The sequence below is a fragment of the Pandoraea sp. NE5 genome (assembly GCF_024363545.1).
Lineage (GTDB): Bacteria > Pseudomonadota > Gammaproteobacteria > Burkholderiales > Burkholderiaceae > Pandoraea > Pandoraea cepalis.
Map to the genome: position 1 here is coordinate 3,433,615 of NZ_AP025517.1, position 25,469 is coordinate 3,459,083.

General features: G+C 64.3%; 26 protein-coding genes. 15 read left to right on the top strand and 11 right to left on the bottom strand.

Annotated features, from left to right (window positions below):
- Position 1: 1 nt before the first annotated feature.
- From PanNE5_RS15680 to PanNE5_RS15695, 4 genes are all read right to left on the bottom strand, one after another.
- Complete coding sequence (locus tag PanNE5_RS15680) at positions 2-187, bottom strand: hypothetical protein (RefSeq protein WP_157211419.1); 186 nt, start codon at positions 185-187, stop codon at positions 2-4.
- Complete coding sequence (gene cydB / locus PanNE5_RS15685; RefSeq protein ID WP_017233399.1) at positions 171-1,169, bottom strand: cytochrome d ubiquinol oxidase subunit II; 999 nt, start codon at positions 1,167-1,169, stop codon at positions 171-173. Before cydB ends, PanNE5_RS15680 begins: the two co-directional genes overlap by 17 nt.
- A gap of 39 nt (positions 1,170-1,208) precedes the next feature.
- A complete protein-coding gene (locus PanNE5_RS15690) occupies positions 1,209-2,654 on the bottom strand; it encodes a cytochrome ubiquinol oxidase subunit I (RefSeq protein ID WP_261938336.1) in 1,446 nt (481 codons plus the stop codon).
- A gap of 230 nt (positions 2,655-2,884) precedes the next feature.
- Positions 2,885-3,556: a DUF1345 domain-containing protein gene (locus tag PanNE5_RS15695; RefSeq protein ID WP_017233401.1), complete on the bottom strand. Its 672-nt coding sequence runs from the start codon at positions 3,554-3,556 to the stop codon at positions 2,885-2,887.
- A 471-nt stretch (positions 3,557-4,027) separates the two neighbouring features.
- Here PanNE5_RS15695 and PanNE5_RS15700 point away from each other — a divergent pair, with 471 nt between their 5' ends.
- Positions 4,028-5,416 carry an MFS transporter gene (locus PanNE5_RS15700; RefSeq protein WP_017233402.1) on the top strand — a complete coding sequence of 463 codons (1,389 nt, stop codon included), beginning with the start codon at positions 4,028-4,030 and terminating at the stop codon, positions 5,414-5,416.
- Positions 5,417-5,589: 173 nt separating this feature from the next.
- On the opposite strand, the gene PanNE5_RS15705 is transcribed toward PanNE5_RS15700, so the two are convergent.
- Positions 5,590-6,414 carry an oxaloacetate decarboxylase gene (locus PanNE5_RS15705; protein WP_261938337.1) on the bottom strand — a complete coding sequence of 275 codons (825 nt, stop codon included), beginning with the start codon at positions 6,412-6,414 and terminating at the stop codon, positions 5,590-5,592.
- A 308-nt stretch (positions 6,415-6,722) separates the two neighbouring features.
- On the opposite strand from PanNE5_RS15705, the gene PanNE5_RS15710 reads away from it, so the two are divergent.
- Genes PanNE5_RS15710 through mnmH form a run of 4 tightly spaced genes read left to right on the top strand, consistent with a single transcriptional unit; the run spans position 6,723 to position 10,526 of the window.
- Positions 6,723-7,304 (top strand): cytochrome b, encoded by a 582-nt coding sequence (locus PanNE5_RS15710; protein ID WP_017233404.1) that lies wholly within the window; start codon positions 6,723-6,725, stop codon positions 7,302-7,304.
- Positions 7,301-8,806: a glycosyltransferase family 2 protein gene (locus tag PanNE5_RS15715; RefSeq protein ID WP_410007536.1), complete on the top strand. Its 1,506-nt coding sequence runs from the start codon at positions 7,301-7,303 to the stop codon at positions 8,804-8,806. Before PanNE5_RS15710 ends, PanNE5_RS15715 begins: the two co-directional genes overlap by 4 nt.
- Before the next feature lie 23 nt (positions 8,807-8,829).
- A complete protein-coding gene (locus PanNE5_RS15720; protein ID WP_261938338.1) occupies positions 8,830-9,474 on the top strand; it encodes a tetratricopeptide repeat protein in 645 nt (214 codons plus the stop codon).
- Complete coding sequence (gene mnmH / locus PanNE5_RS15725; RefSeq protein ID WP_261938339.1) at positions 9,471-10,526, top strand: tRNA 2-selenouridine(34) synthase MnmH; 1,056 nt, start codon at positions 9,471-9,473, stop codon at positions 10,524-10,526. The genes PanNE5_RS15720 and mnmH overlap by 4 nt, the downstream gene beginning before the upstream one ends.
- Positions 10,527-10,556: 30 nt before the next feature.
- On the opposite strand, the gene arsH is transcribed toward mnmH, so the two are convergent.
- The 5 genes from arsH to PanNE5_RS15750 form a co-directional block, all read right to left on the bottom strand.
- A complete protein-coding gene (gene arsH / locus PanNE5_RS15730) occupies positions 10,557-11,321 on the bottom strand; it encodes an arsenical resistance protein ArsH (RefSeq protein WP_017233408.1) in 765 nt (254 codons plus the stop codon).
- On the bottom strand, positions 11,318-11,740 hold the full coding sequence (gene arsC, locus PanNE5_RS15735) for an arsenate reductase (glutaredoxin) (RefSeq protein WP_261938340.1): 423 nt from the start codon (positions 11,738-11,740) through the stop codon (positions 11,318-11,320). Before arsC ends, arsH begins: the two co-directional genes overlap by 4 nt.
- Before the next feature lie 9 nt (positions 11,741-11,749).
- Positions 11,750-12,814: an ACR3 family arsenite efflux transporter gene (arsB, locus tag PanNE5_RS15740; RefSeq protein ID WP_017233410.1), complete on the bottom strand. Its 1,065-nt coding sequence runs from the start codon at positions 12,812-12,814 to the stop codon at positions 11,750-11,752.
- The gene (locus PanNE5_RS15745) at positions 12,811-13,146 is read right to left on the bottom strand and encodes an ArsR/SmtB family transcription factor (RefSeq protein ID WP_261938341.1); all 336 of its coding nucleotides are present in this window, start codon (positions 13,144-13,146) and stop codon (positions 12,811-12,813) included. The genes arsB and PanNE5_RS15745 overlap by 4 nt, the downstream gene beginning before the upstream one ends.
- Positions 13,147-13,233: 87 nt before the next feature.
- The gene (locus PanNE5_RS15750; RefSeq protein ID WP_150564044.1) at positions 13,234-14,124 is read right to left on the bottom strand and encodes a LysR substrate-binding domain-containing protein; all 891 of its coding nucleotides are present in this window, start codon (positions 14,122-14,124) and stop codon (positions 13,234-13,236) included.
- A 174-nt stretch (positions 14,125-14,298) separates the two neighbouring features.
- Here PanNE5_RS15750 and PanNE5_RS15755 point away from each other — a divergent pair, with 174 nt between their 5' ends.
- The 8 genes from PanNE5_RS15755 to PanNE5_RS15790 are packed head-to-tail and all read left to right on the top strand — an operon-like array spanning position 14,299 to position 21,466.
- Complete coding sequence (locus tag PanNE5_RS15755) at positions 14,299-15,366, top strand: ABC transporter substrate-binding protein (RefSeq protein WP_017233413.1); 1,068 nt, start codon at positions 14,299-14,301, stop codon at positions 15,364-15,366.
- A 23-nt stretch (positions 15,367-15,389) separates the two neighbouring features.
- A complete protein-coding gene (locus PanNE5_RS15760; protein WP_261938342.1) occupies positions 15,390-16,469 on the top strand; it encodes an ABC transporter ATP-binding protein in 1,080 nt (359 codons plus the stop codon).
- Positions 16,466-17,404, top strand: a complete 939-nt coding sequence (locus tag PanNE5_RS15765; RefSeq protein ID WP_026131846.1) for an ABC transporter permease — start codon at positions 16,466-16,468, stop codon at positions 17,402-17,404. The genes PanNE5_RS15760 and PanNE5_RS15765 overlap by 4 nt, the downstream gene beginning before the upstream one ends.
- Before the next feature lie 11 nt (positions 17,405-17,415).
- Positions 17,416-18,231, top strand: coding sequence for an ABC transporter permease (locus PanNE5_RS15770; RefSeq protein ID WP_039830192.1), 816 nt, complete (start codon positions 17,416-17,418; stop codon positions 18,229-18,231).
- Positions 18,232-18,234: 3 nt separating this feature from the next.
- The gene (locus tag PanNE5_RS15775; RefSeq protein ID WP_017233417.1) at positions 18,235-19,335 is read left to right on the top strand and encodes an NAD(P)/FAD-dependent oxidoreductase; all 1,101 of its coding nucleotides are present in this window, start codon (positions 18,235-18,237) and stop codon (positions 19,333-19,335) included.
- Positions 19,313-19,621: a (2Fe-2S)-binding protein gene (locus PanNE5_RS15780; protein ID WP_261938343.1), complete on the top strand. Its 309-nt coding sequence runs from the start codon at positions 19,313-19,315 to the stop codon at positions 19,619-19,621. The genes PanNE5_RS15775 and PanNE5_RS15780 overlap by 23 nt, the downstream gene beginning before the upstream one ends.
- Positions 19,618-21,051 carry an NAD(P)/FAD-dependent oxidoreductase gene (locus PanNE5_RS15785; RefSeq protein WP_261938344.1) on the top strand — a complete coding sequence of 478 codons (1,434 nt, stop codon included), beginning with the start codon at positions 19,618-19,620 and terminating at the stop codon, positions 21,049-21,051. Before PanNE5_RS15780 ends, PanNE5_RS15785 begins: the two co-directional genes overlap by 4 nt.
- A gap of 58 nt (positions 21,052-21,109) precedes the next feature.
- Positions 21,110-21,466 carry a RidA family protein gene (locus tag PanNE5_RS15790; protein WP_017233420.1) on the top strand — a complete coding sequence of 119 codons (357 nt, stop codon included), beginning with the start codon at positions 21,110-21,112 and terminating at the stop codon, positions 21,464-21,466.
- Between the two features lie 107 nt (positions 21,467-21,573).
- Here PanNE5_RS15790 and PanNE5_RS15795 read toward each other — a convergent pair whose 3' ends face one another.
- The gene (locus PanNE5_RS15795; RefSeq protein WP_017233421.1) at positions 21,574-22,245 is read right to left on the bottom strand and encodes a Crp/Fnr family transcriptional regulator; all 672 of its coding nucleotides are present in this window, start codon (positions 22,243-22,245) and stop codon (positions 21,574-21,576) included.
- A gap of 334 nt (positions 22,246-22,579) precedes the next feature.
- Here PanNE5_RS15795 and PanNE5_RS15800 point away from each other — a divergent pair, with 334 nt between their 5' ends.
- Positions 22,580-24,553 carry an AMP-dependent synthetase/ligase gene (locus PanNE5_RS15800; RefSeq protein WP_261938345.1) on the top strand — a complete coding sequence of 658 codons (1,974 nt, stop codon included), beginning with the start codon at positions 22,580-22,582 and terminating at the stop codon, positions 24,551-24,553.
- A gap of 66 nt (positions 24,554-24,619) precedes the next feature.
- Positions 24,620-25,426: an ABC transporter ATP-binding protein gene (locus PanNE5_RS15805; RefSeq protein ID WP_017233423.1), complete on the top strand. Its 807-nt coding sequence runs from the start codon at positions 24,620-24,622 to the stop codon at positions 25,424-25,426.
- Positions 25,427-25,469 lie beyond the last annotated feature (43 nt).

A 25,469-nucleotide genomic window follows, 5' to 3' on the forward strand; every position in this document is an offset into this window, starting at 1 on the left:
CCTATTTGGCAGATGCAATGATGAGCTTGAATGGTAGTGCAAGCAGGGCGGTGCCGGCCACACCGGCGCACCAGAGCGCGACAAACCATCCCCAGCCAATCAACCGCACCCGCCAGGCGGGGTGGGCGACGGCTCGCTCGCGCCGCTGGCGCACGGCGGGCCGCACGAGGTCAGTGATAGTGCGCATCGTGAGCCACCTTGCCGCGAAATACCCAGTAGGCCAGCATCGTATAGCCGAGGATCACCGGAATAATGAAGGCCGCGCCCCATAGCGTGAACGACAGACTCGAGTGCGGGGCGGCGGCGTCCCACAGCGTGATGCCTGGGAGAATCGCGTACGGATACGCGCTGATCAGCAGCCCGCTGTACCCCAGAAACACGAGTCCGATGGCGAGCCAGAAGGGCGTGGCATCGTGCGAGCGGCGCAGCACGCGGCGCATGACGAGCGTGGCGCCCGCCACGAGGAACGGCACGGGCAGGCAGCGCCAGAACCACTGGTCGGCGAACCAGCGATCTGCCACGAGCGGCACGCGCAGCGGTGTCCACAGCGACACGACGGCCATCGTGGCCACGAGCCCGAGCGTCAGCGGCCAGGCGAGCACACGCAAGCGTCGCTGCAGATCGCCCTCGGTCTTGCCGATCAGCCAGCAGGCGCCGAGCAGCGCGTACGTCACGACCAGGCCCAGCCCGGTGAACAGGTTGAAGGCGGTGACCCAGGCGAAGGCGTCGCCCGCGAACTGGCCGTTCTCCACCGGAATGCCCGACAGATACGCGCCGAGCGAGACGCCCTGAAAGAACGTTGCGCCGGCCGAGCCACCGATGAATGCGAGATCCCACCACGGCCGGGTGCGCTGCGACTTGCCGCGAATCTCGAACGCCACGCCGCGGAAGATCAGGCACACGAGCATGAGCACGAGCGGCAGATACAGCGCCGAGAGGAGTACCGAATACACCATTGGGAACGCGGCGAGCAATCCGGCGCCCCCGAGTACGAGCCATGTTTCGTTGCCGTCCCAGACGGGGGCGACGGAGTGCATCATCGTGTCGCGTTCGCGCGCGTCGGGGAAGAACGGGAAAAGAATGCCGATGCCGAGGTCGAAGCCGTCGAGCACCACGTAGAGAAACAGGCCGAGCGCGATGATGGCGGCCCACGCCAAAGTCAGATCCATGAGAAGTCTCGGTAACGTCGATGTCGTGATGGGGGGCGATCAAGTGGCGTGCGCGCCGTCGGTGTCCATTCGTCCGGATAGCCCGGACAGGGCGGGGGCGGTTTGCGCCGCGAGGTGGCCGCGTGGCGACGTGTGATCGCTGCCGGACGCCGCCGACGGCTCGCCGGGCAACACCGGACCGACGCGCAGCCACTTGAGCAGGTAATAGATGCCCGTGCCGAACACGAGGCAGTAGGTCAGCACGAGCACCAGCAGCGAGACCTGCACCTGTTGGGCGCTCACCGGCGACACGGCGTGCGCGGTGCGCATCACCCCGTAGACGACCCACGGCTGGCGTCCGGCTTCGGTGGTGACCCAACCCGCCAGCAACGCAACGAAGCCGGTCGGCGATAGGACGAGCATGGCGCGGGCGAAGCGGCGCGACGTGAAGAGCGTGCCGCGACGGCGCAGCCACACGGCGGCTAGCGCAGCGGCGATCATGGCGAGGCCGAGACCGACCATGATGCGAAAACTCCAGAACACCAGCGGCACGTTGGGGCGTTCGTCCTTCGGGAATTCCTTCAGACCACGAATCTCGCCGTCCCAGCGATGCGTGAGGATGAGGCTGCCCAGGTGCGGTACTTCAAGCGCATAACGTGTGGTCTCGGCGGCCATGTCGGGCCAGCCGAACAGGTTGAGCGGCGTGCCGCCGGTCTTCGTATCCCAAAGCCCTTCGATGGCGGCGAGCTTGGCCGGTTGGTACTCACGCGTGTTCAGGCCATGAAGATCGCCGACGACGGCCTGCAACGGGGCGAAGATCAGCAGCAGCCACATGGCCATGGAAAACATGGTCTTGACGGCCGGGTCGCGGCGCCCGCGCAGCAAGTGCCATGCACCGGTGCCCGCCACGACCAGCGCGGCCACGACGAACGCCGCGATGCTCATATGCGCCAGCCGATACGGGAAGGACGGGTTGAAGATGACGTCCCACCACGACAGCACGACCACGCGGCCGTCGACGATCTCGACACCCTGCGGCGTTTGCATCCAGCTATTCGACGCGAGAATCCAGAACGTCGAAATCAACGTGCCGACGGCCACGCACAAGGTCGCGGCGAAGTGCGCACGCTCGCTGACGCGGTTCCAACCGAACAGCATGATGCCGAGAAAGCCCGCTTCGAGGAAGAACGCGGTCATCACCTCGTAAGTGAGCAGCGGCCCGGTGACCGCGCCGGCGAAACTCGAAAAGCCCGACCAGTTGGTGCCGAACTGATAGGCCATCACCACGCCGGAGACGACGCCCATGCCGAAGCAAACCGCGAAGGCCTTCGACCAGAAGCGACACAGATCGAGATAGTGCGGCTGACGTGTTTTGAGCCAGAGACCTTCCAGCACGGCGATGAAGCTCGCCAGACCAATGGAGACGGCGGGAAATACGATGTGAAACGAGACCGTGAACGCGAATTGCAGGCGCGCGAGGTCGACAGCTTCTGGAGCGGCAGTCATGTCGTGATCAATGTAGGCAAACCAACCCTGTCTATAGGGCGACCCTCACTGCCGACCGCCCCTTGTTTGCCTGCATGGTAGGACGTGCTGCACCGCAGCACGCGTGACAAGACGTCACATGCGGCGCATTGACGCGGCATCAATTGCCACGTCGATTTGCGCTAGTGGTCTGTTTTTGTGGGGATTCGCGTCCTCGCCGGGTGCGACCTCATGTCACACGCAGGCGGGCGCTACGCGAGCAATCCGGCGCCGATATTGATCGACAGGCCGAGCACGGCGAGATTGAAGAAGAACGAGAGAACGGCCTGCGCGAGCGCGGTGCGTCGCATGCGGCGCGATGTCAGCGCGATGTCTGCGGTTTGCGAGGCGACGGCGATGGTGAACGAGAAATACAGGAAATCCCAGTAATCCGGATCGCAGTCGCGCTCGGGCCAGGCCAGCGCGAAGGGCGACTCCGTATCCGTGAAGTACAACCGCGCGTAATGCAGCGTGTAGATCGTCGGCACGAGGAACCATCCGGCGATGAGCGTGGCGGCCGCGAACAGCACATGCTCCGAGGCCTGATGCGGGGCGCCGGTCTTGGCGCTCGCCAGCACGTGGATGATGGCGGCCACACTGGCGATGGCCGACAGGCTGACCACGGTGAGCACGATGGCCGCGCTCTGGTCTTCCTGCTCGGCAAAGCGCTCGATGCTGCGCTTGGGGGCGGTGACCATCATGAGCCAGATCATCGCGAGATAGGACCAGGCGCCTGTGTTCCAGCCGATCAATATGCGCGTTATCGTGCTGAACTCCCCGCTCACGAAGACCTGGACGAAGAGTCCGGCAAGCACGCCGAGAGCGATGGCGATGAGCAGTCGCGGATGGAAGCGAAGCAGATGCGGGAAAAGCTTGGCGTTCATGAGCAATGTCTGGACGGTGGCGATGGGCGGTTCGATTATCCACCAACCCGGTCATTCGCCGGTCGTGGGCGGAAATGCGGCCTGCTCGGCAGGCGGGCGGCACAGTTGTGGTGCGCCGCCGCATCGCGATGCGGCATCGTGCCCGTTGCGGTGTCACCGGGGGCGTCGCGCGCACAACGCCGCGCGGCCGATTGCGCGATTTTTCTGATGACCTCGACATCCTGCCTCGCCTTGTCCTGCGGGGCTTCGCCCAGTCTCGAGCCTATTCTGGCAAGCACATGGCACGCCATTTGCTAAGCAGTAGGCAAGGCCAACGACGGCCGAGAGAAGACAAGCGAATTTTCTGCACCGCACGCATGACTTCCGCGCGAGCGCGGACTTCGGGGCAACGGCGTCCCGAAGCCATAGGCCTGTTCACAGGCATACGGCTTCGGGGCGCTTTTTTTTTGGCATACGAACACGAGGGTATCCATGAGCACGCTCACGCAATCGTTGAAAAGTGGCAACTGGCGCGCGCTGGTTGCGTGTTTTCTCTACTTCGACACGGGTTTCACCGTCTGGGTGATGCTCGGCCCTCTGGCGCCGTTCATCAGCAAGGACATCGCGATGACGCCCGCACAAACGGGCTTTCTCGTGGCGGTGCCGGTGCTGGGCGCGGCGATTCTGCGCGTCACGCTGGGCAACCTGTATCAGGCCTACGACGGTCGCAAGATCGCGTTGATGGGCATCACCTTGTCGGCGATTCCGTCGGTCGTGCTGCTGCTGATGCCGGGTGCGCCGTCGTACACGCTGCTGCTTGTACTCGGTGTGCTCCTCGGCATCGGCGGCGCGAGCTTCGCCGTGGCGTTGCCGATGGCAGGCAGCAACTATCCGCCGAAGGTGCAGGGGCTGGTGTTGGGTCTCGCCGCGGCGGGCAACATTGGCGCGGTGCTCGATGGCTTCATGTTCCCGGGACTGGCCGAGCACTACGGCTGGGCACGAGCGGCCGGTGCCGCCCTGCCGTTGCTCGCGCTTGCTGCGCTGGCGCTGGTGTTCTGGGCAAAGGATCAGGGTGTGAAGTCGGGCAGCGCGCCGCGCGCGTTCACGAGCTTCTTCATTACCGTGTTCGGGCTAATCGCGCTCGTGTTGTGCGTGCATGCCGGCGCATTCGGCGAAGGCAAGGCCGGTGTGTTGCTGCTGCCGGTGCTGGGCGCGTTGCTGGCGATTGCCGTGTTGCCGCGTCACTATCGCGGCGTGCTCGGCGAACGGGACACGTGGGTCATCATGCTGGTCTACAGCATCACGTTCGGTGGTTTTGTCGGCATGTCGTCGTATGTGACCACGCTGCTCATCTCGCTGTACAGCATGCCGCGCATCGAGGCGGGGCTGTTCATGTCGCTGCTCGCGTTCCTCGGTGCGCTGGTGCGTCCCATCGGCGGAATGGTGGCCGACCGAATCTCTGGCGTGCGCGCGCTGGTGCTGCTGCTCGCGGCGATTTCGGTCATCGATTTTGTCTTTGCCGCGTGGATGCCCCCGCAAGGTGCCGGTGTCGCACTGCTCGTGCTGATCTACCTGTGCTTCGGTCTCGGTAACGGCGCCACGTTCCAGCTCGTGCCGCAACGCTGGCAAGGCAAGACGGGGCTGATGTCGGGCATCATCGGCGCGGCCGGTGGCATTGGCGGCTTCTACCTGCCGGTCATCATGGGCATGGCCAAGGAATCGACGGGCAGTTACCAGATGGGCTTCGCCACGTTCGGCGCACTGGCGGCGCTGGCGTTCTTGCTGGTCGTCGCCCTGCGCACGCGCTGGATGTCGTGGGCACTGCCCGCGGAGATGGTCGGTGGCGCGGTCCTCGCAGGCGGCGTGGCGCACGTCGAGTAAGCGAAACGCGTCCGCGCACTCGCGGCCCGTCGATGCTTCGGCACGACGGGCCGTTTGGCTTTCTGGCGCAGCTTCGCGCTCGATGTCTCAATCCAGACCGGCCGGCGCGTTTCCCCATCCATCGGCGCCTGTAGCCCAATGGCACCGTGGCTGTGCGCCAGAAGCATCACACGTCACACGCCCTGGCGGAACAGCCCGTTGAGCGTGGCGCCGCTGGTGGCGCCGTCGAACCCGTCGAAGCGCCCTTGGGCGAGCGCCTGCGCGGCGTGCATGAAGCCTCCCCATGCCGCGCGAGCCAGTGCACCGCCCACGCTTACGCGCCGCACGCCAAGTTCGGCAAGCGCCTGCAATGTCATCGGCGACGTCGCGCCAATCAGCACGTTCACCGGTTTGGGCGCCACGGCCGTGACGACGGCCCGGATTTGCTCGACCGATTGAATGCCCGGTGCGTAGAGGCAGTCGGCACCTGCCTCTGCATAGGCTTGAAGGCGTGCAATGGCGTCGTCGAGATCGGGCACGCCCGCGAAGAAATTCTCTGCACGACCGATGAGGAGGGTGTCGCCGCCCGTCTCGTCGATCGCTCGGCGCGCGGCTTTCATGCGCGCGACGGCTTCGTCGAGCGGGAAGAGCGGCGCGTTGACGTCGCCCGTCGAGTCTTCGATCGACAAGCCGGCCACGCCTGTTGCCACGGCCATCTTCACGCTGTGCGCGACTTCGTCCGGCGTGCTGCCGAAGCCGCTTTCGAAGTCGGCATTGACGGGCAGATCGGTGGCGTCGACGAGCGTGCGCAAATGCGCGAGTACGGTGTCGCGTGTCACGCCATTGTCGGGATGCCCGGTCGACCAGGCGAAGCCCGAGCTGGTCGAGGCAATCGCCTTGAAGCCCGCGTGTTCGAGATACCTCGCGCTGCCTGCGTCCCAGGGGTTCGGGATGACAAAGCAACCGGCGAGGTGGAGTTCGCGAAACGCGACGCGTTTTTCGGCGGTGCTACGTGACATGGTGTGTCTCCTGTAGGGGGGGGCGCAGCTCCGCTCACGCCGCGCACGCAAGCCCGATCATCGCGGTTTTGCACCGGCCTCGCAAGGCAGCCCCGAGGCGATCCAAGGCGTAATATCGACCGTCAGATGTTTTTATCTCGTACACCCGCGCGCAGCGTGTAATCCCGTGTAACACGTTTTTCGAGGGAACTTCAGGAATAAGCGCGATTCCATTGGCGTTATGTAATCATCCTCTTCTGTATTTTCAGGATCACCGACGTGAATTCTCAGCCCCCCTCCGCGACGTCCGTGTCTGCCCCCCGAGCGGCGTGGCCTTGCACGACGACGCCAAGTACACCCGTGTGGCGATGGTGTTGCACTGGGCGGTCGCCTTGCTGATGCTCGGCAACATCGCGATCGGCCAGACGATTGCCTTGCTGTCCGACGCCACGCTCGAAAAAATCGACGTGCGCTTCTGGATCGATCTGCACAAGTCCATCGGAATTACCGTGCTGGGGCTCGCGATTCTGCGCGTGCTGTGGCGCGCGACACATCGTCCGCCCGCGCTCTCGCACGTGTTTGCATCATGGGAGCGCACGGCGGCGCATCTCGCGCATTGGCTGCTTTATGTCTTGATCGTCGTGCTGCCGCTCACGGGCTGGGCGCACGATTCGGCGTGGGTCGCCGCCTCGACCCATCCGCTGGTGCTGTTCGGCATCGTGCCGTTCCCGCGCATGGGTTTTCTGATGGCGTTGAGCGATGCGAGCAAGGACTACTGGCACACCTTGCTGGGTAACGTCCATACCTACTGTGCTTATGTCTTGTACGTGCTGCTGGCGTTGCACATTGGCGGGGCGCTCAAGCATCAGTGGATCGACCGCCACCCGGTGCTTGGCCGGATGCTGCCGTGAGCGCGGAAACAACGGGGAAGGCGTCGCAGCTCGAAGTGGCCCGCGAGCTTCACTCACCGCGCTTCACGCGACCGCCGACGCCGCTGGCGAGTTGGCTGGTGCATACGGGCGTGGCAGCGCTGTGGTGTCTGTTGTTCGCGCAGGCATTCTTTCTCAAGGGCGTGTTCGCGTGGGGCACCGGGGTCGCCTATGTCGCGTACGACACGGTGCTGCTGGCATTCGTATTCTGGCAAGCGTGGCGTCTGATGCGCCCCGACCCCGACGAGACTTCCTCTGACGCAGGTCATGAAGGCGCCGCCGTTCGATTGACGCTCGGCGTGGTGGTCGCGGCGCACAACGAGGCGGCGGCGTTGCCGGTCACGTTGCGCGCGCTGATGACGGGGCGACGGGTCCCGGACGCCATTGTCATCGCCGACGACGGCTCGCGCGATGGCACGTTCGCATTGCTCACGGGCGAGTATGGGCTCATCGACCCCGGCGAAGGCGGGCTGAGCGCACCGAGTGCGCGCTACCCGAATCTGCAATGGCTGCGCGTGCCGCACGGGGGCAAGGCGCGTGCGCTCAACGCGGCGCTTGTGGATATCGATACGGACATCGTGATGACGGTCGACGCCGACACGTTGCTCGACGCCGAGGCGTGCGCCGCGATGCACGCCGCGTTCGCGCGTCGACCCGGGCTCGTGGCCGCGACTGGCGTGCTCACGCCGGTGTGCGGCCGCACGGCGAGCGCGCGCGTGTTACAGCTTTTCCAGACGTACGAGTACATCCGAAACTTCATCTCGCGTTATGCCTGGATGCACGCCGACGGCCTGCTGCTGATTTCGGGCGCGTTCGCGTGTTTCCGGCGCGAGGCGGTACTGGCCGTTGGCGGATTCGATCCGGCTTGTCTTGTCGAGGACTACGAACTGATCCATCGCCTGCGTCGCTATTCGGTCACGCATGGGCTTGGATGGGAGGTGCGCGTGGTGGGCGGTGCGCAAGCGATCACCGATGCGCCGAGCACGCTCACGAGCTTCCTGCGTCAGCGTCGCCGCTGGTTTGCGGGGTTTCTCCAGACGCAATACTGGTATCGCGATATGGTCGGCAACGGCCGCTATGGCAATCTCGGACGCTGGATGTTGCCGGTAAAGGCATTCGATACGCTTCAGCCGATCTACGGGCTCACCGCGTTCGCGCTGCTCGTCTCGTTCGCCTTCGACGGTCATGTCGGCGTGCTGCTGCCGGTCTCGGGCATCATTCTCGGCAAGATCGGCATCGATCTCGGCTTTCATCTCTGGTCGGTGCATGCGTACCGCCGCTGGACCGGACACAACACCGGTACGAGCTTCGGATGGGCGCTTGTCGCGGCAGTATTGGAGCCGTTTTCGTTCCAACTGATGCGACACACGGGCGCCGCGCTGGGCTGGGGGCACTTCCTGACCGGACGCCAGCGTTGGGGCGTTCAGGTGCGACGCGGTATCCTGTCGGGCGAGCGCGGGACGGGGGTGTCCCGCGAGGAATGATTTTCCGGCAGTGTTTTCTTCAAATGATTCGATTTTCAACGGGGTGGGTGATGGGATGCGCGCTCAGCGGCCTGTTGAGCGTGGCCGGGTGTAGTGTCCCCGAGCGCAAGCCGTCCGGTCCCGACTACGCTGCGCTGGGGGGCGCGGCCGAGGTGCGCGGCGACTGGGACGGCGCACGCCGGGCCTTCGGGCAGGCGGTGCTTGTGGCTGACCAGTCGGGCTGGCCGGCGTCGCATCGCGCGGCCATGCACTTCGACTATGGCCGGGCGCTGGGGGTGACCTGCTACTACCCCGAAGCCGAACGCGAGCTGAGCCTTGCGTACGATCTCGATATCCTCACCGGGCACTACCGGTATCCGGCGTTGATCGAGTTGGCGCGACTGTCGCTGGTTCAGCGGCAGTACGCAGCGTCGGTGAAGTACTTCAGCCGGGCGCTGGACGCGCTCGATCACATGGAGCTGGCCCGCAAGGTGCCGTTCGCTTACGCCGAGGTGCTCGACGACTACGCGCTGGCCCTGGGGGGCGCGGGCGACGCAGACGCCGCCACACACATCATCGATCGCGCCTCGAAAGTGCGCGCCGGCCTGGACGAGGCCGTGCGTGCGCAGGCGACATCGCGCACCCCATACGGTCAGCACTGCGGGCAACTGGCGGCGGGGGCAAGATGAACCCGATGCGCGTTTCCCTGGAAAGCGCGGGCGACTTTGACGACATCATTGACGTTCGCACACCGCTCGAATTTGCCGACGACCACATTCCCGGGGCGATCAACGCGCCGGTGCTCAGCAATGAGGAGCGCGTCATCGTCGGTACGATGTACAAGCAGGTATCGCCGTTCGATGCCTCGCGCGTGGGGGCCGCCATGGTGGCGCGCAACATCGCCGCCCATCTCGATACGACGTTCGCCGACCGGCCGCGCAATTGGCGGCCGCTCATCTATTGTTGGCGGGGCGGCAAGCGATCGGAGTCGATGACTCTCATCATGAACATGATCGGCTGGCGTGCGCGCCAGCTCGACGGCGGGTACAAGGCGTACCGGCGCGACGTTGTGTCGTCGCTCGGCACGCTGCCCTCGACGCTCGATTACATCGTGCTGGCCGGGCACACGGGCAGCGGCAAGACCCGTCTGCTGCACGCGCTGGCCGACGTGGGTGCCCAAACGCTCGATCTCGAGGCGCTGGCGAAGCATCGCGGGTCACTGCTTGGGGCAATGCCGGGCGTTGCGCAGCCGTCGCAAAAGGCGTTCGATACCTCGCTGATCGGCGCGTTGCGCGGGCTCGATCCGACGCGGCCGGTGTTCGTCGAAGCGGAGAGCCGCCGGATCGGACTGATTACGCTGCCCGAGTCGTTGATGTCGTCGCTGCGCGGGGCCACGATGTGTGTCGAGGTTCGCGTGGCGCTCGACGCGCGGGTCGACCTGTTGATGCAGGAGTACGGCCATTTGCTGGCGCGGCCGGAAGACTTTCGCACGCAGCTTCTCCGGCTGGTACCGCTGCATGGACGGGCGGTCATCGACCAATGGCTGACGTTGCTCGACGAGGGGCGGCAACGCGAACTCTCGGAGGTGCTCATTACCCGGCACTACGATCCGGCGTATTCGCGAAGCTCGCGCAAGATGTTGCAGGGGGTGCGCAACGCCCTCCCGTTTCCGTTTCATCCGACGGCGCAAGATCTGGGCGCACAGGCGCGGGCATTGCTTACGCAGTGCGGGATGGCTTGACCCCATCGTTCGCGGCTGGCTCGACGTCGCTCATTCGACTTCGCCGCTGTCGGTGTCGCCGATCTGCGCGTCTCGCTCATGAGACATGGCGGCCGCGGCGAGTGCCGTCGCGGTGGCTGGGGCTGCGTCCTTGCGCTCGCTATACCGGTCCGTGAGGTATTCGGTGCGATCCCTGACCAGAAGGGTGAACTTGTACAGTTCTTCCATCACATCGACGACCCGATCATAGTAGGACGATGGCTTCATGCGGCCCGTCGTATCGAATTCCTGATAAGCCTTGGCAACCGAGGACTGGTTAGGGATCGTCACCATGCGCATCCACCGGCCGAGTATGCGCAGCGCGTTGACCGCGTTGAAGGATTGCGAGCCGCCGCAGACCTGCATCACGGCGAGCGTGCGCCCCTGTGTTGGCCGAAGGCTGCCGATCTCCAGCGGCAGCCAGTCGATCTGGTTCTTGAAGACGGCGCTTAGCGTGCCATGGCGCTCCGGGCTGCACCATACCTGGCCTTCCGACCACGCCGAGAGCTTGCGAAGTTCGACGACCTTCGGATGATCGGCCGGCACGCTATCGGCCAAGGGCAACCCCTTGGGATCGAAGATGCGCGTTTCGGCCCCGAAGTGCTGCAGCAGGCGCTCGGCTTCCTGCACCAGCAACCGGCTGTACGACGTCTCACGCAACGAACCGTAGAGCAACAGGATGCGGGGAGGGTGGGGGCTGACGCTTCGGGGCTCGAGTTTGCGAAGATCCGGCAGGTCGAGCACCGCGCTACTGACGTTGGGCAGCGTGGCGCTCATTTCACTCGCTGTCCGCTGGCGTCGACGACGGCCTCGCCATCCTCTTTCGTGAAGGCCCCCTTTTGCGGCGAGGGCAGGATATCGAGCACGACTTCAGAGGGGCGGCACAGCCGCACGCCCAGCGGCGTGACGACGAACGGGCGGTTGATCAGGATCGGGTGCGCGAGCATGGCGTCGAGAAGCTGGTCGTCTGTGAGGGCCGGATCGGCGAGGCCCAGTTCTGCATAGGGCGTGCCATTCTCCCGGAGCGCTTCGCGCACGGTGAGTCCGGCGTCGCGAATCAGGCTTTGCAGTACCTCGCGCGTCGGAGGGGCACTCAGGTACTCGATGACCGTGGGTTCGATGTCTGCGTTGCGGATGAGCGCCAACGTATTGCGCGACGTGCCACAGGCCGGGTTGTGATAGATGGTGACGGACATGACGCTTCCTTATTTCGATTCGTACCAGTGCCGCGAGCGATTGACGACCCCGACCACGAGCAGCATCACGGGCACCTCGATCAGCACGCCGACGACCGTGGCGAGTGCTGCGCCCGACTGAAAGCCGAAGAGGCTGATGGCGGTGGCGACCGCCAGCTCGAAGAAGTTGCTGGCGCCTATCAGTGCTGACGGACCGGCGACGCAGTGCGCCACACCGAGCTTGCGGTTGAGTAAGTACGCCAGACCTGAGTTGAGCAGCACCTGAATGAGGATCGGGACGGCCAGCAGCAGGATGATCAGCGGTTGCTCGACGATGGCATTGCCCTGGAACCCGAAGAGCAGCACGAGCGTGGCGAGCAGCGCCGTGATGGCGTAGGGTCCCAATGCCCCGACAACACGTTGATACGTCGCTTCTCCTTGGGCCAGCAGGGCGCGTCGGATGGCTTGTGCGATCACGACCGGGGCGACGATGTAAAGCGCGACCGAAGTGATGAGCGTATCCCAGGGGACGGAAATCGAGGACAACCCGAGCAGCAGGCCGACGACCGGGGCGAAGGCCACGACCATGATGGTGTCGTTGAGGGCTACTTGAGAGAGCGTGAAGTAGGGATCGCCCTTGCAGAGCTGGGACCAGACAAAGACCATGGCGGTGCAGGGCGCGGCGGCCAGAAGGATCAGGCCGGCAAGGTAGCTGTCGAGTTGGTCGGCGGGCAGCCACGCGGCAAACACATGGCGCACGAAGATCCACCCCAGCAGCGCCATCGAGAATGGCTTGACGAGCCAGTTCACGAACAGCGTGACGCCGATGCCTCGCCAATGGCCGGCGACCTGGCCCATCGCGCTGAAGTCGATCTTGATCAGCATCGGGATGATCATCACCCAGATGAGCAGACCCACGGGCAGGTTGACCTGCGCGACTTCCATACCGCCGATGGCGTGGAAAAGGCCGGGTAGCCATTGACCGAGCAAGATGCCCGCGATGATGCATAGCGCGACCCAGGCGGTCAGATACCGCTCGAAGAAGCTGATGCTCGGGGGTTGCAGCGCGGGTGCGGCTTTGGGTGAGGCACTCATTGGTTGGACTCCGCAACGACGTTGCAGAACGAGGCGGGCGTGCAGGGGACACCGCCGCAGCAGTTCTGCGTGAGGTAGCCGAGCAGCGCGTTCATAGTTTCAAAGTGCGCCATGTAGATGATCGAGCGACCCTCCTGGCGGCTGGCGAGCAGCTTGGCGCGATGCAGTTCCTTGAGGTGGAACGACAGCGACGAGGCGGGCATGTCCAACAGTTCCGCGATGCGCCCGGCGGGCAGGCCCTCGGGGCCGGCCTGCATCAGAAGGCGGAACACCGCCAGACGAACGGCGTGGGCAAGCGCGGCAAGCGCTTCGAGCGCGGTATTGGTTTCCATATTTCGAATGTAGTGGAAATATGGAATTATTGCAAATTGTTGTCGCGATCCGATGTTGGGCGAGGAAGCGCGAGCGTTGGGAGCGTCTCAATCGCCGAACGCTTCGATCATGCGCTGTTTCGTGAACTCGACGAAGGCCTTCGCGAGTTGCGAGGGCGGGTGCTGGTTCGACGTGACCAGCGAGAAGCCCGACAAGACCGATGGCTCGAACGGCTTGACGATGACGCGTCCCGCCGCGTACCGGGCCGTCACCTGGTCGATGATCGACACGCCCGCGCCGTGCTGCACAAGCACGCAAATCGCCGCGGACAGTTGCGACTCCGCGCTCATCACCCGATCGATCCGTCGCTCGGCAAAGATCTGGTCGATATACATCCGCCCATCGAACTCCTTCGGGTACGACACGAACGATTCGCCGCGCAAATCCTCAGGATGGATCACGTCGCGATCCGCGAGTCGATGTCCGTGCGGCAGGATGCAACGCATGGGGGCGCGGTGCAGCGTTTCAATGTTCACGCCGGCATGCGTGATCGGGTGCGCGATGAACCCGACATCGCAACGCCGCCCGACCACCATATCGATAACGATGCTCGACGCGTGAATCAGCAACGTCGTGCTGATGCCCGGATGCTCGCGCATGAACTCCGTCATCGTGGTGGGCAGGAACTCCAGCGCGAGCGCGGGAGCGCCAGCGACATGCAGCGAACCGCGCCGCAGCGACTTGATCTGCTCGGCCGTCTGCGCAATGCGATCGATGCCCGCAAACGAACGCTCAACCTCCTCGAACAGCACCATCGCTTCGGGCGTCGGGTTCAGTCGGCCGTTGCTCCGGTCGAATAAGGAAAACCCTATATCCGCCTCGAGATCGTTGATCAGACGTGTGACCGCCGGTTGCGAAACGTGGAGCATGTCCGCCGCCCGAGTGACCGTCTGGCGCAGGATCAGCGCGCGAAATGCCTCCAACTGCCGGATCTTCATGGGAACCTCATCCCCCTCACGCCATAACATTTATGTATGGGCGGGCGAAAAAATGTGATTTGACGGTGCTTGCGTCGAAAATGAACCTACGTAAACCACGCAACTGGTTGTGGGTTTTTTGAAATTGCCGGGCCATAACATCACATAACCCTACTTCACGCAAGGAGCTTATCGATGAAGACTGTCGTTCCCCAAACGCTTCGCAAGCTTGCCCGCGCCGCGGCCATTTCGGTCGGTGTCGCCGGAACGGTATTCGGCGCCAGCGCTGCCTACGCCGACACCACGTTGTATGTCGGCGCTTACGGTGGTTCGTTTGAACAGATGCTCAAGAAGGACGTCATTCCCAGTTTCGAGCAGGCGAACCCCGGCACGAAGGTGGTGATCGTGCCCGGCGATTCGACGACCAACCTCGCGAAGTTGCAGGCGCAAAAAGGCAAGGCCGGCATGGATGTCGTCTTCCTCGATGACGGCCCCATGTATCAGGCCCTCCAGATGGGCTTTTGCGGCAAGCTCGCCGACGCGCCCGTCTATCACGATCTGTACGACATCGCGAAGTTCAAGGGCGGCAACGCCGTGGCGGCCGGCCTGATCGCCACAGGCATCGCCTACAACACGCGCGTGTTCCAGGCGAAGGGCTGGCCTGCGCCGACGTCGTGGCAGGACCTGTCGGATCCGAAGTACAAGGGCAGGCTCGTGATGCCGAGCATCAAGAACACGTATGGCCTGCACGGGCTGCTGGTCGAATCGAAGATCAACGGCGGCAGCGACAGCAACATCGAACCGGGCTTCCGCGCGATGGAGAAGATCGCGCCGAACGTGCTGTCGTTCGATCCGTCGCCGGGCAAGATCGCCGAGCTGTTCCAATCGGATGAGGTCGCCATCGCCGTGTGGGGCAACGGCCGCGTTCAGGCGTTGCGCCAACAGGGCATTCCGGCCGAGTTCGTGTATCCGAAGGAAGGGGCGGTGGCGCTTGCCATGGGCATGTGCGTGGTAGACAAATCCGCCAACGAAGCGCTGGCGCAGAAGTTCGTGCAAATGATTCTCTCGCCGCAGGCCCAGGCCATTCTTGCCGAAAGTGCAGGCGTTGCGCCGTCGAACAAGAAGACGCAACTCTCGATGGCGGTGGCTGCACGTGTGCCGTCGCCCGCACAGATCGACAAGCTCATCCGTGTCGACTGGGATGTCGTCAACGCGAAGCGTGCTGAGTGGACGCAGCGCTGGAACCGTCAGATCGAGCGTTAAGTCGCACGGAGACCCTAAGCGTCATGAGCACTCCATATTTGCGTCTCGAGCAACTCGGCAAGCGCTTCGGTGAGACCGTCGCGGTCGAGGGCGTCGATCTTTCGATTGAACAGGGCGAATTCATTTCCCTGTTGGGCCCGTCCGGCTGCGGCAAGACCACCACGTTGCAGATGATCGCCGGATTCGTCGCCCCCAGCAGCGGTCGTATTCTGCTGGAGGGCCGCGACCTCACGCCGGTACCGCCGGAAAAGCGCGGACTCGGGATCGTGTTCCAGAGCTACGCGCTGTTCCCCCACATGACCGTGGCGCAGAACGTTGCGTTCGGTCTGGACATGCGCCGCGTGGACCCCGGGCAGAAGCAGCGCCGCGTGCAGGACGCGCTGGAGCTGGTGCATCTCGGCCAGCACGCGCAGCGTTATCCGCGCGAACTCTCAGGCGGTCAGCGTCAGCGTGTGGCGTTGGCCCGGGCGCTGGTGATCGCACCGCCCGTGCTGTTGCTCGACGAACCGCTCTCGAATCTCGACGCCAAGCTGCGTGAGCAGATGCAGGACGAGTTGCGCGCGATTCAACGCAAGGTCGGCACGACGACCGTCATGGTGACGCACGATCAGGCCGAGGCGCTTGCGATCAGCGATCGCGTGGTGTTGCTCAACGCTGGGCATGTGGTGCGCATCGATACGCCACATGAGGTCTATGAAGACCCGCGCGCCACGTTCGCCGCGCATTTCATCGGGCAGACCAATCTCATCTCCGGTCAACTCGATGTGCGCGGCGGCGTGCCGGTGCTCGACGCACAAGGGCACCGGCTCGCCGTGTCGCCCGCGCATGCGGGGCAGGCATCGGCGGCGCAGGGCAATGGCCCGGCGACATTCAGTCTGCGGCCCGAACGCATTCGCCTGACGTCGGCGACGGCGGGGCGGCTCGCGGGCCGAGTGGGCCAGCGCAGCTTCCACGGCAACCATTGGGTGCTTACCGTATCGACGGCCCTGGGCGAGCTGCGTGTGCTCGTGTCCAACGATGGCGTGGTGGCAGCCAACGACGGCGAAGCGGTGGGGCTGGACTGGGCCGACGATGCCTTGCGTCTCGTGCGGGAGGGGGCATGAGTGCTGCGACGTCCACGCCACCGGAGGCATCGGCCATGCCGGAAATGAAAGCGACGGCGGCAATTTCGCCGGAGATCGCCAGCCAGCGCCGCTCGGCCTGGGCGCTCGTCATGCCGGCGACGCTGTACTTCCTCGTGCTGCTCGCGGTACCGCTCGTCCTGACGTTCGTGTTGAGCCTGCATGGCTTCGACGCGAACCTGGGCGGCGTGCTGCCGACGATCTCGCTGCAGCACTATGCCGACATTCTCACGGACAGTTATTTCTACGAGATCTTCCTGCGCACCTTGCTGCTCTCGGTCGGCGTGACCGTGCTCTGCGTGCTGGTCGGCGTGCCCGAAGCTTACTTCCTGTTCCGCATGCGCGATCCGTGGCGCTCGCTCTGCCTGGTGCTCGTGCTCGGGCCGCTGCTCATCTCGGTCGTTGTGCGAACGCTGGGTTGGTCGATCCTGCTGGGCCGCGAGGGGCTGGTGAACACGGTGCTCTTGAAGCTCGGGCTGATTGGACATCCCTTGCAGCTGCTCTTCACGATGGGCGCGGTGACGGTGGCGCTGGTGCATGTGCTGGTGCCGCTCATGGTGCTCTCGGTGTGGACCTCGCTCACCCGGCTCGATCCGGCCGTCGCGCATGCGGCGCGCTCGCTCGGGGCGGGGCGTGCGACGGTGATGTGGCGGGTGGTGTTGCCACAGATCACGCCGGGCATTCTCTCCGGCAGTCTGATCGTCTTCGCGTTGACGGCGAGCGCCTTCGCAACGCCGGCGCTGATTGGTGGCCGTCGCCTCAAAGTGGTCGCGACCACGGCTTACGACGAGTTCCTCGGTTCGCTGAACTGGCCGCTGGGGGCCGCGATTGCCATCGTCCTGCTGATCGTGAACGTGGCCATCATCACCGGATACAACCGCGCCATCGAGCGGCGCATTACGCGCCGTCTGGGCTGAGGGGAATACAGATGAATCAACAAGACTCTCGGTACGACCGCAATGGCGTGGGGGCGATCGCGTTTCACGTCGTGTTTCTCGTCTTCATCCTCGCGCCGCTGGTCGTGGTGTGTCTGGTCGCCTTCACGCCGGACGACTTCCTGTCCATTCCGACGCGGCACTTTTCGTTGCGCTGGTTCGCGTCGCTCATGAACGATGAAGACTTTCTGTCGGCGCTGCGCACGAGTCTGTGGCTGGGGGTGACGTCGGCCACCGTGTCGACGGTGTTGGCAGTGCCGGCGGCGATGGGGCTGGCGCGCTACCGCTTTCCGGGGCGCGCCGCGATCAACTCGTTCCTGCTTTCGCCGCTGATGATTCCGCCGGTGGTGCTCGGCATTGCGTTCCTGCGGCTGTTCACGTTGATGAACATGGGCGGCTCGTTCGTGAGCCTCGTCGCTTGCCACGCGCTGCTGATCTTTCCGTATGCGCTGCGCCTGATCATGGCGGCGCTCGTGGGGCAGGCCGACGAAAGCGAACGTGCGGCGCGCTCGCTCGGCGCCGGACGCTGGACGACGTTCCGCCGCATCACGCTACCGGCGATCCTGCCGGGGCTGGCGGGCGGATGGGTGCTCGCTTTCATCAACAGTTTCGACGAACTGACGGCCACGATCTTCGTGACGGCGCCCACCACGATCACCTTGCCGGTGCGCATCTACATGAACATGAGCGAGACAGTGGACCCGAGTGTGGCCGCCATCTCCACGCTGCTCATCGGGCTGACGTTGGCGGTGATGCTGATCCTCGATCGCGTCTACGGGCTGAACAAGGTTCTGATCGGAAATCACTAAAACATGCAAAAAACCTACGATATCGCCGTCATCGGCGGCGGCCTGGTCGGCATGGCGATTGCCTACGGGCTTGCCAAGCGCGGGCAACGCGTCGTCGTGTGCGATGGCGAAGACAACTCGCTGCGAGCCGCACGCGGCAACTTCGGACTGGTCTGGGTGCAGGGCAAAGGCGGTACGTGCACGGACTACGCCCGCTGGTCGCTGCACTCCGCCAACCTGTGGCAGAACCTGGCTGACGAGCTCTTCGCACGCACCGGCGTTTCCATCGGCTTTCAACGTCCCGGCGGGTTCAACATCGCCCAGACGCCGGAGGAGCTGGCGAGCAAGGTCGAGAACATGCGCAAGCTGCAGGAGGCCGAACCGACCCTCCGGTACGAAGTGCTCGATCACAAGGCGCTTGCCGAGCGTCTGCCGGCCATCGGCCCCGACGTGGTGGGTGCCATCTATTCTCCGAACGACGGTCACGTCAGCCCGCTTTATACGCTGCGCGCACTGTTCGCCGCGTTCGAGCAGGCGGGCGGCGAGTATGCACCGAACCTGCGTGTGACCGATATTCGTCAGACGGGCAGCGCGTTTCGCGTGAGCATGGGCGACGTGTCGCTGGAAGCCGGCCGCGTCGTGCTTGCGGCCGGTCTGGGCAATCGCGATCTCGCGCCGATGGTGGGTCTACGCGCGCCAGTCAAACCGTTGCGCGGCCAGATCATTGTGACCGAGCGCGTCAAGCCGTTTCTCGACTATCCGACCATCTACGTGCGTCAGACCGTCGAGGGCTCGGTCATGCTCGGCGACTCGGCCGAAGACGTGGGCTTCAACGACGGTGTGACGCCCGACGTGCTCGCCGATATTGCCCGGCGCGGTATTGCACCGTTCCCGCTGCTCAAGAACGTGCGCGTGGTGCGCGCGTGGGGGGCGTTGCGGGTGATGACGGACGACGGTCTGCCGATCTACGAGGCCTCCGAGGCCTGTCCGGGCGCGTTCCTCGCGACCTGTCACAGCGGCGTGACGCTTGCCGCTGCGCATTGTGAAACCCTCGCGCCGTGGATTCTCGGCGCGCCGCGTCCTGCGCTACTGGATCATTTCTATGCCAAACGTTTCGCTGCTTAAGTCGCTGGCGCGCAAGGATGGCGCGACGGTGAAAGTATTTTTCGAGGGCACGCCGGTCGATGTGCCGAGCGACATGAATGTGGCGGCCGCGCTGCTCTTCGTGGGCGTGACAGCGTGTCGGACCACACCGGTCACCGGCAGCGATCGCGCGCCGTTCTGCATGATGGGCGTGTGCTTCGATTGTCTCGTCGAGATCGACGGCGTGCCCAACCGGCAGGGGTGCATGACACCGGTGCGCGAAGGCATGCAGGTGCGTCGAATGAACGGTGCGAGGAGTGTGGCATGAGCACGAAAGTCGTGGATTTGTTGGTCGTCGGGGCTGGGCCTGCGGGATTGGCGGCGGCGCTCGAAGCGAAGCGTCATGGGCTCGAGCCGCTCGTCGTCGATGAGAACGGGTTGCCCGGCGGACAGATTTATCGCAGCGTGAGCCGCTCGCCGCTGGCCGACCCGGGCGTGCTCGGGCCGGACTATCTTCGTGGGCGTGGGCTCGTCGATGCCTTTACGTCGGCCGGCATCGCCTATTGGCCGCAGACGCTCGCGTGGCAGATCGGCGCCGACAGACGCGTGTCGGTCACGCGCCAGGGCGCGGGCGGCGGAACGCTGCAGATCGAGGCCGGCGCCATCGTGCTCGCTGGCGGCGCGCAAGAACGACCGTTCCCGATTCCCGGCTGGACGTTGCCCGGCGTAATGGGCGTGGGGGCGGCGCAAACGTTGCTCAAGGCGTCGGCGCTGGTGCCCGACTCCCCGGCGGTGCTCGCCGGCTGCGGCCCATTGCTCTATCTGTTTGCCTGGCAGCTCATCAATGCCGGCGTGCCGGTACGCGCCATTCTCGACACGGCCGAGGCAAGCGGGCGCCGCGAGGCGTTGCGTCACGCGGGCGGGGCGTTGCGCGCGCCGTCGTATCTGATGAAGGGCTTCAAGCTGCTGCGGGCCATTCGTGCGGCGGGCGTGCGGCACGTCAAACATGTCGAAGCGCTGCGCGTGCTGGGAACCACGCACGCCGAGGGCATCGAGTATGTCGTGGGCGGGCGTACCGAGCGCATCGACACGTCGCTGGTGTTGCTGCATCAAGGGGTGATTCCGAACACGCAGGTCACGCGCTCGATCGGGTGCGAGCATGCGTGGGACGACGCGCAACTGTGTTGGCATCCGAAGACGGACGCCTGGGGCGAGACGAGCCTGCCGGGCATTTTCGTCGCGGGGGATGGTGCGGGTATCGCCGGTGCGCTTGCCGCCGAACCGTCCGGACGACTCGCTGCCGTGCAGGCCGCGGTGAAGCTCGGCAAGCTCGACGCTGCGAAGCGCGACTCGCGCGCGCTGTCGCTGCGCCGTGAGCTGGCGGCACATACGGCGATCCGCCCGTTCCTCGATGCGCTGTACCGGCCGGCCGAGGCGTTTCGCATACCGGCCGACGACAGCACCCTCGTGTGCCGCTGCGAGGAGGTGACGGCGGGCGACGTGCGGCGCATGGCGGGCTTGGGTTGTGTCGGTCCGAATCAGACGAAAAGTTTTTCGCGTTGCGGCATGGGGCCATGTCAAGGCCGGTTCTGCGGCTTGACCGTGGCCGAACTGCTGGCGCAATCCCAGGGCTGTGCGGTGCCGGAGGTCGGGTACTATCGCATCCGTCCTCCGATCAAGCCGGTGACGTTGGGCGAGTTGGCCACCGCGGTCGGCGGCGCCGACGCCCTGAGCGAACGTGCAGACTTTCCCAAGTAGGTGAGGGGACTCGCGCCTCCCACCCGCTACTTTTTTGATTCTCTTGGAGATGTGGTTAATGAGCGATATTCAACGCCATCACACGAACGCACGGATGAGCCGTGTCGTGGTGCATAACGGGACGGTCTACATCGGCGGCCAGACGGCAGACGATCGCAGTCAGGACATCACTGGGCAGACGCAACAAGTGCTCGCAAAGATCGATGGCTATCTGAAGGACGCCGGCATCGACAAGTCGCGTCTGCTCTCGGCGCAGGTCTGGGTGAAGGACATCGAGGCCGACTTCGCCGGCATGAACGCCGTGTGGGATGCGTGGACGAGCCCGGGTAATACCCCGACGCGTGCTACGGTAGAGGCGCGTCTGGCAGCCCCCGATCTGCTCGTCGAGATTGCCGTGATCGCCGCTGCCAAGTAATCGGAGCAACCTTAAGGTGTAAGAATGGAGGGTCCGCGAATGTGAGCGGGCTTCTTCTTCTTCGTCAGTGTGCGATGCGCGGCGCCGTGATGCCATGTCGGCGCCGCTTACATCCCGAATTCGCGTAGCCCTTCGAGGTCGAGGATCGTCAACACGCCGTAGTCGACCTTGACGAGCTTGGCCTGCTCCAGCACCTTGAGCGCCAGGTTGACGCGCTGCCGTGAAACGCCGGCGAGATAGCTCAGCTCTTCCTGTGAAATCTGTACGGTGGTGTCGTCGGACGGATAGAGCGTCGGGTTGAACATCGACGACAGGGAGCGCGCAACGCGCGCGTCGGTGTCGAGTAATCGTTCGTGCTCGACCGCCGCGATGAACTGACCCAGCCGCTCATTGAGCTGAAGCGTGAGAAAGCGATTGAAGGGAATGCTCGTGTCGAGCAACCAGTCGAACGTGGCAATCGGCATATGGGCAAGGACGGAATCGCGCAGTGCCATCACATCGTATTTACGGTTCTCGCGCTTGAGCACCGACCCTTCCCCGAACCATGCCCCCGCAGGCACGCCCGTGAACGTGACGGACTTCCCGCTGGCCGATGCCGTCGCGATCTTCACCAGTCCGTCGATGACGCCAAACCAGGCGTGCGACGGGTCTCCCTTGCGGCACACATAGCCACCGCTCTCGACCGGCCGCACCTGAATCTCGGCCACGACACGTTCGCGTTGCGCGGGCGTTAGTCCTTGCGCCCATACGCTGCGTTGCAACAGGGTTTCGAGCGACATATAGGGACTTTCCCTTGATTGTCATCCGGGTGACAAATCCGTCGTGATCCATGAGGTATCGTCGCCTTGCCTGAGAGCGGCGCGACAAGTCTTCACGGCGATTCGTGCACGACGCCGAAGTGCAAGTATAGAAGCTGCCTGTCGCCAGGGATAGTCGTCGCCGCTCCATGGTGCCGACGATCACAAGCCATCGTGAATGACGAAGTGCCACTAAAAATGACGTCCGTCAGAGACGTTGCTAGCTGTAGGGAGCGTGCCACACGCACGCGCGCCGACCGAGCCACGCCACGCCCCTCGACACAAGTCGAATCGTGGCGAGACACAGGAGACAGGCATGCAGGAGCGGACCACTTTCCCGCGTTTGTTGTTGGCCCACGCGGCCACACGCGGCACCCGCACGGCATATCGGGAAAAAGATCTGGGGATCTGGCAATGCTGGACCTGGCACGCCGCCGCGCAAGAAGTCCGGATGCTGGCGTGCGCGCTGGCCGCCGCGGGCTTCAAGCGCGGAGATAACCTCGCCATTGTCGGTAATAACCGCGTTCGCCTGTACTGGGCAATGACGGCCGCGCAAGCGCTCGGCGGCGTCGCCGTGCCGCTCTATCAGGACGCCGTGGCAGCGGAAATGACGCATGTGCTCGACGAGGCCGAAATCGATTTCGCCATCGTCGAAGATCAGGAGCAGGTCGACAAGCTGTTGGCGCTGCGCGCCCAGGTGCCGAGGCTATCCCACATCATTTACGAAGATTCGCGAGGCCTGCGGGGCTACGATGCCGCGGGACTGCAGTCATACGTGTCGGCCATCGAGCAGGGGCGCGAGTTCGACGCCAGGCACCCGCGCTACTTTGACGATGCCGTGGCCGGCGGCGAGCCCGACGATACGGCGACCATCCTCTATACCTCCGGCACGACGGGCAAGCCCAAGGGCGTATGCCATTCGCACGCGGGGCTGATTGGCGCAGCGTTTCACGGAAGTGCATTCGATCGCCTCGGCCCCGGCGACGAAGTGCTGTCGTACCTGCCGATGGCTTGGGTGGGCGATCATCTGTTTTCTTACGCGCAGGCGCTGGTGGCGGGATTCACCGTCAACTGTCCGGAGTCGCCCGAAACCATCGCCACCGATATGCGCGAGATCGGGCCCACCTATTACTTTGCGCCGCCTCGCGTCTACGAGAACGTGCTCACGCAAGTGATGATTCGCATGGAAGATGCGAGTCGGGTCAAGCGCGTGATGTTCGCGCACTTCATGAACGTGGCGAACCGGTGCGGCGCGGCGGTGCTCGACGGTCGTGCGGTGTCGTGGCTCGATCGGGTCCAGTACGCACTCGGGAATCTTTGTGTGTACGGCCCGCTGCGCAACACGCTCGGCATGAGCCGGATTCGCACGGCATACACCGCTGGCGAGGCGATTGGTCCGGATCTGTTTCGGTTCTATCGCGCAATCGGTATCAATCTGAAGCAGTTCTACGGGCAGACGGAGACGTGCGCATATGTCTGCCTGCAACCGGATCGAGAGGTGCGATTCGACAGCGTGGGGCCGGTCGCGCCCGGGATGGACATCAAGATCGCCGACAACGGCGAAGTGCTGGTGCGCGGGGTGGGCTTGCTCAAGGCGTACTACAAGCGGCCCGATGCCACGTGCGAAGCCCTCGACGAGGCTGGCTATTTCCGCACGGGCGACGCCGGCATCATCGATGCCGATGGTCATCTGCGCATCATCGATCGGGCCAAGGATGTCGGCAAACTGGCCTGTGGGTCGTTGTTCGCGCCGAAGTTCATCGAGAACAAGCTCAAGTTCTTCGCGTACATCAAGGAGGCGGTGGCATTCGGCGACGGTCGCGACGGGGTGTGTGCCTTCATCAACATCGACATGGATGCCGTGGGGAACTGGGCGGAGCGGCAGAACCTCGCCTACGCCGGATATGTGGACCTGGCCTGCCATCCGCGCGTCGCCGAACTGATTCTGGGTTGCGTGGAGACTGTGAATGCGGATCTCGCCAAGGAGCGCGCCTTTTCCGCCGCGCAGGTTCAGCGCTTCGTCATTCTGCACAAGGAGCTGGACCCGGATGACGACGAACTGACGCGCACGCGCAAAGTGCGCCGCACGTTCATCGCGCAGAAATACGAGGTGCTGGTCGATGCCTTCTATTCTGGCAAGACGGTGCAATTCATCGAAACGCGCGTGAGGTTCGAGGACGGACGCGAAGGCAGCGTGAGTGCCACGCTCACGATACATCCGGCGCGTGTGATCGGTGCGCGCGAATCGACAGACGACCCTGCGCCTGCGGCATTGCGCTGCGCCGCTTGAGCGTCGCATCGACCAGCGCACCGACCTCAACATTGGCACTCAGCCAGGCACTTAGCGGGAGAAGGCATGCACGACATCCGGACATTTGGCGACGTTCTGCTCGATTTGCAGCACATCAGCCTGTCGTTTGGCGGCGTGAAGGCATTGACGGATATCTCGTTCGACGTTCGCGAGCACGAGATCCGCGCGATCATCGGCCCCAATGGCGCGGGCAAAAGTTCCATGCTCAACGTGATCAACGGCGTCTACCACCCGCAGCAGGGCGCGATTGTCTTCCGTGGGCAGTTGCGACAGCGAATGCATCCGACGTCGGCCGCGCGCCAGGGCGTGGCGCGCACGTTTCAGAACATCGCGCTGTTCAAGGGCATGACGGTGCTCGACAACATCATGACGGGCCGTAACACCCGAATGCGCTCGGGCCTGCTGGCCAGCGCGCTCTGGTGGGGCCGGGCGCGGCAAGAGGAAATGGCGAATCGCGTCAAGGTCGAAGAGATCATCGACTTTCTCGAAATTCAGCACATCCGGAAGACGCCGGTCGGACGTCTGCCTTACGGTCTGCAAAAGCGTGTCGAGTTGGCGCGCGCGCTTGCCGCCGAACCGGGGCTGCTGTTGCTCGACGAGCCGATGGCCGGCATGAATCTCGAAGAGAAGCGCGACATGTGCCGCTTCATCCTGGACGTCAACGAAGCGTTCGGCACGACGATTGTGTTGATCGAACACGACATGGGCGTAGTGATGGATATCTCCGATCGGGTCGTGGTGCTCGATTATGGCAAGAAGATCGGTGACGGAACTCCCGCTGAAGTCAGGGCGGACCCCGAAGTCATACGTGCCTATCTGGGGGTAGCGCACGGAATGCCCGCCGCCGCATGACGGCCAGGCGATAAGCGATTGCCGGCAACGCGTTGGCAACTGG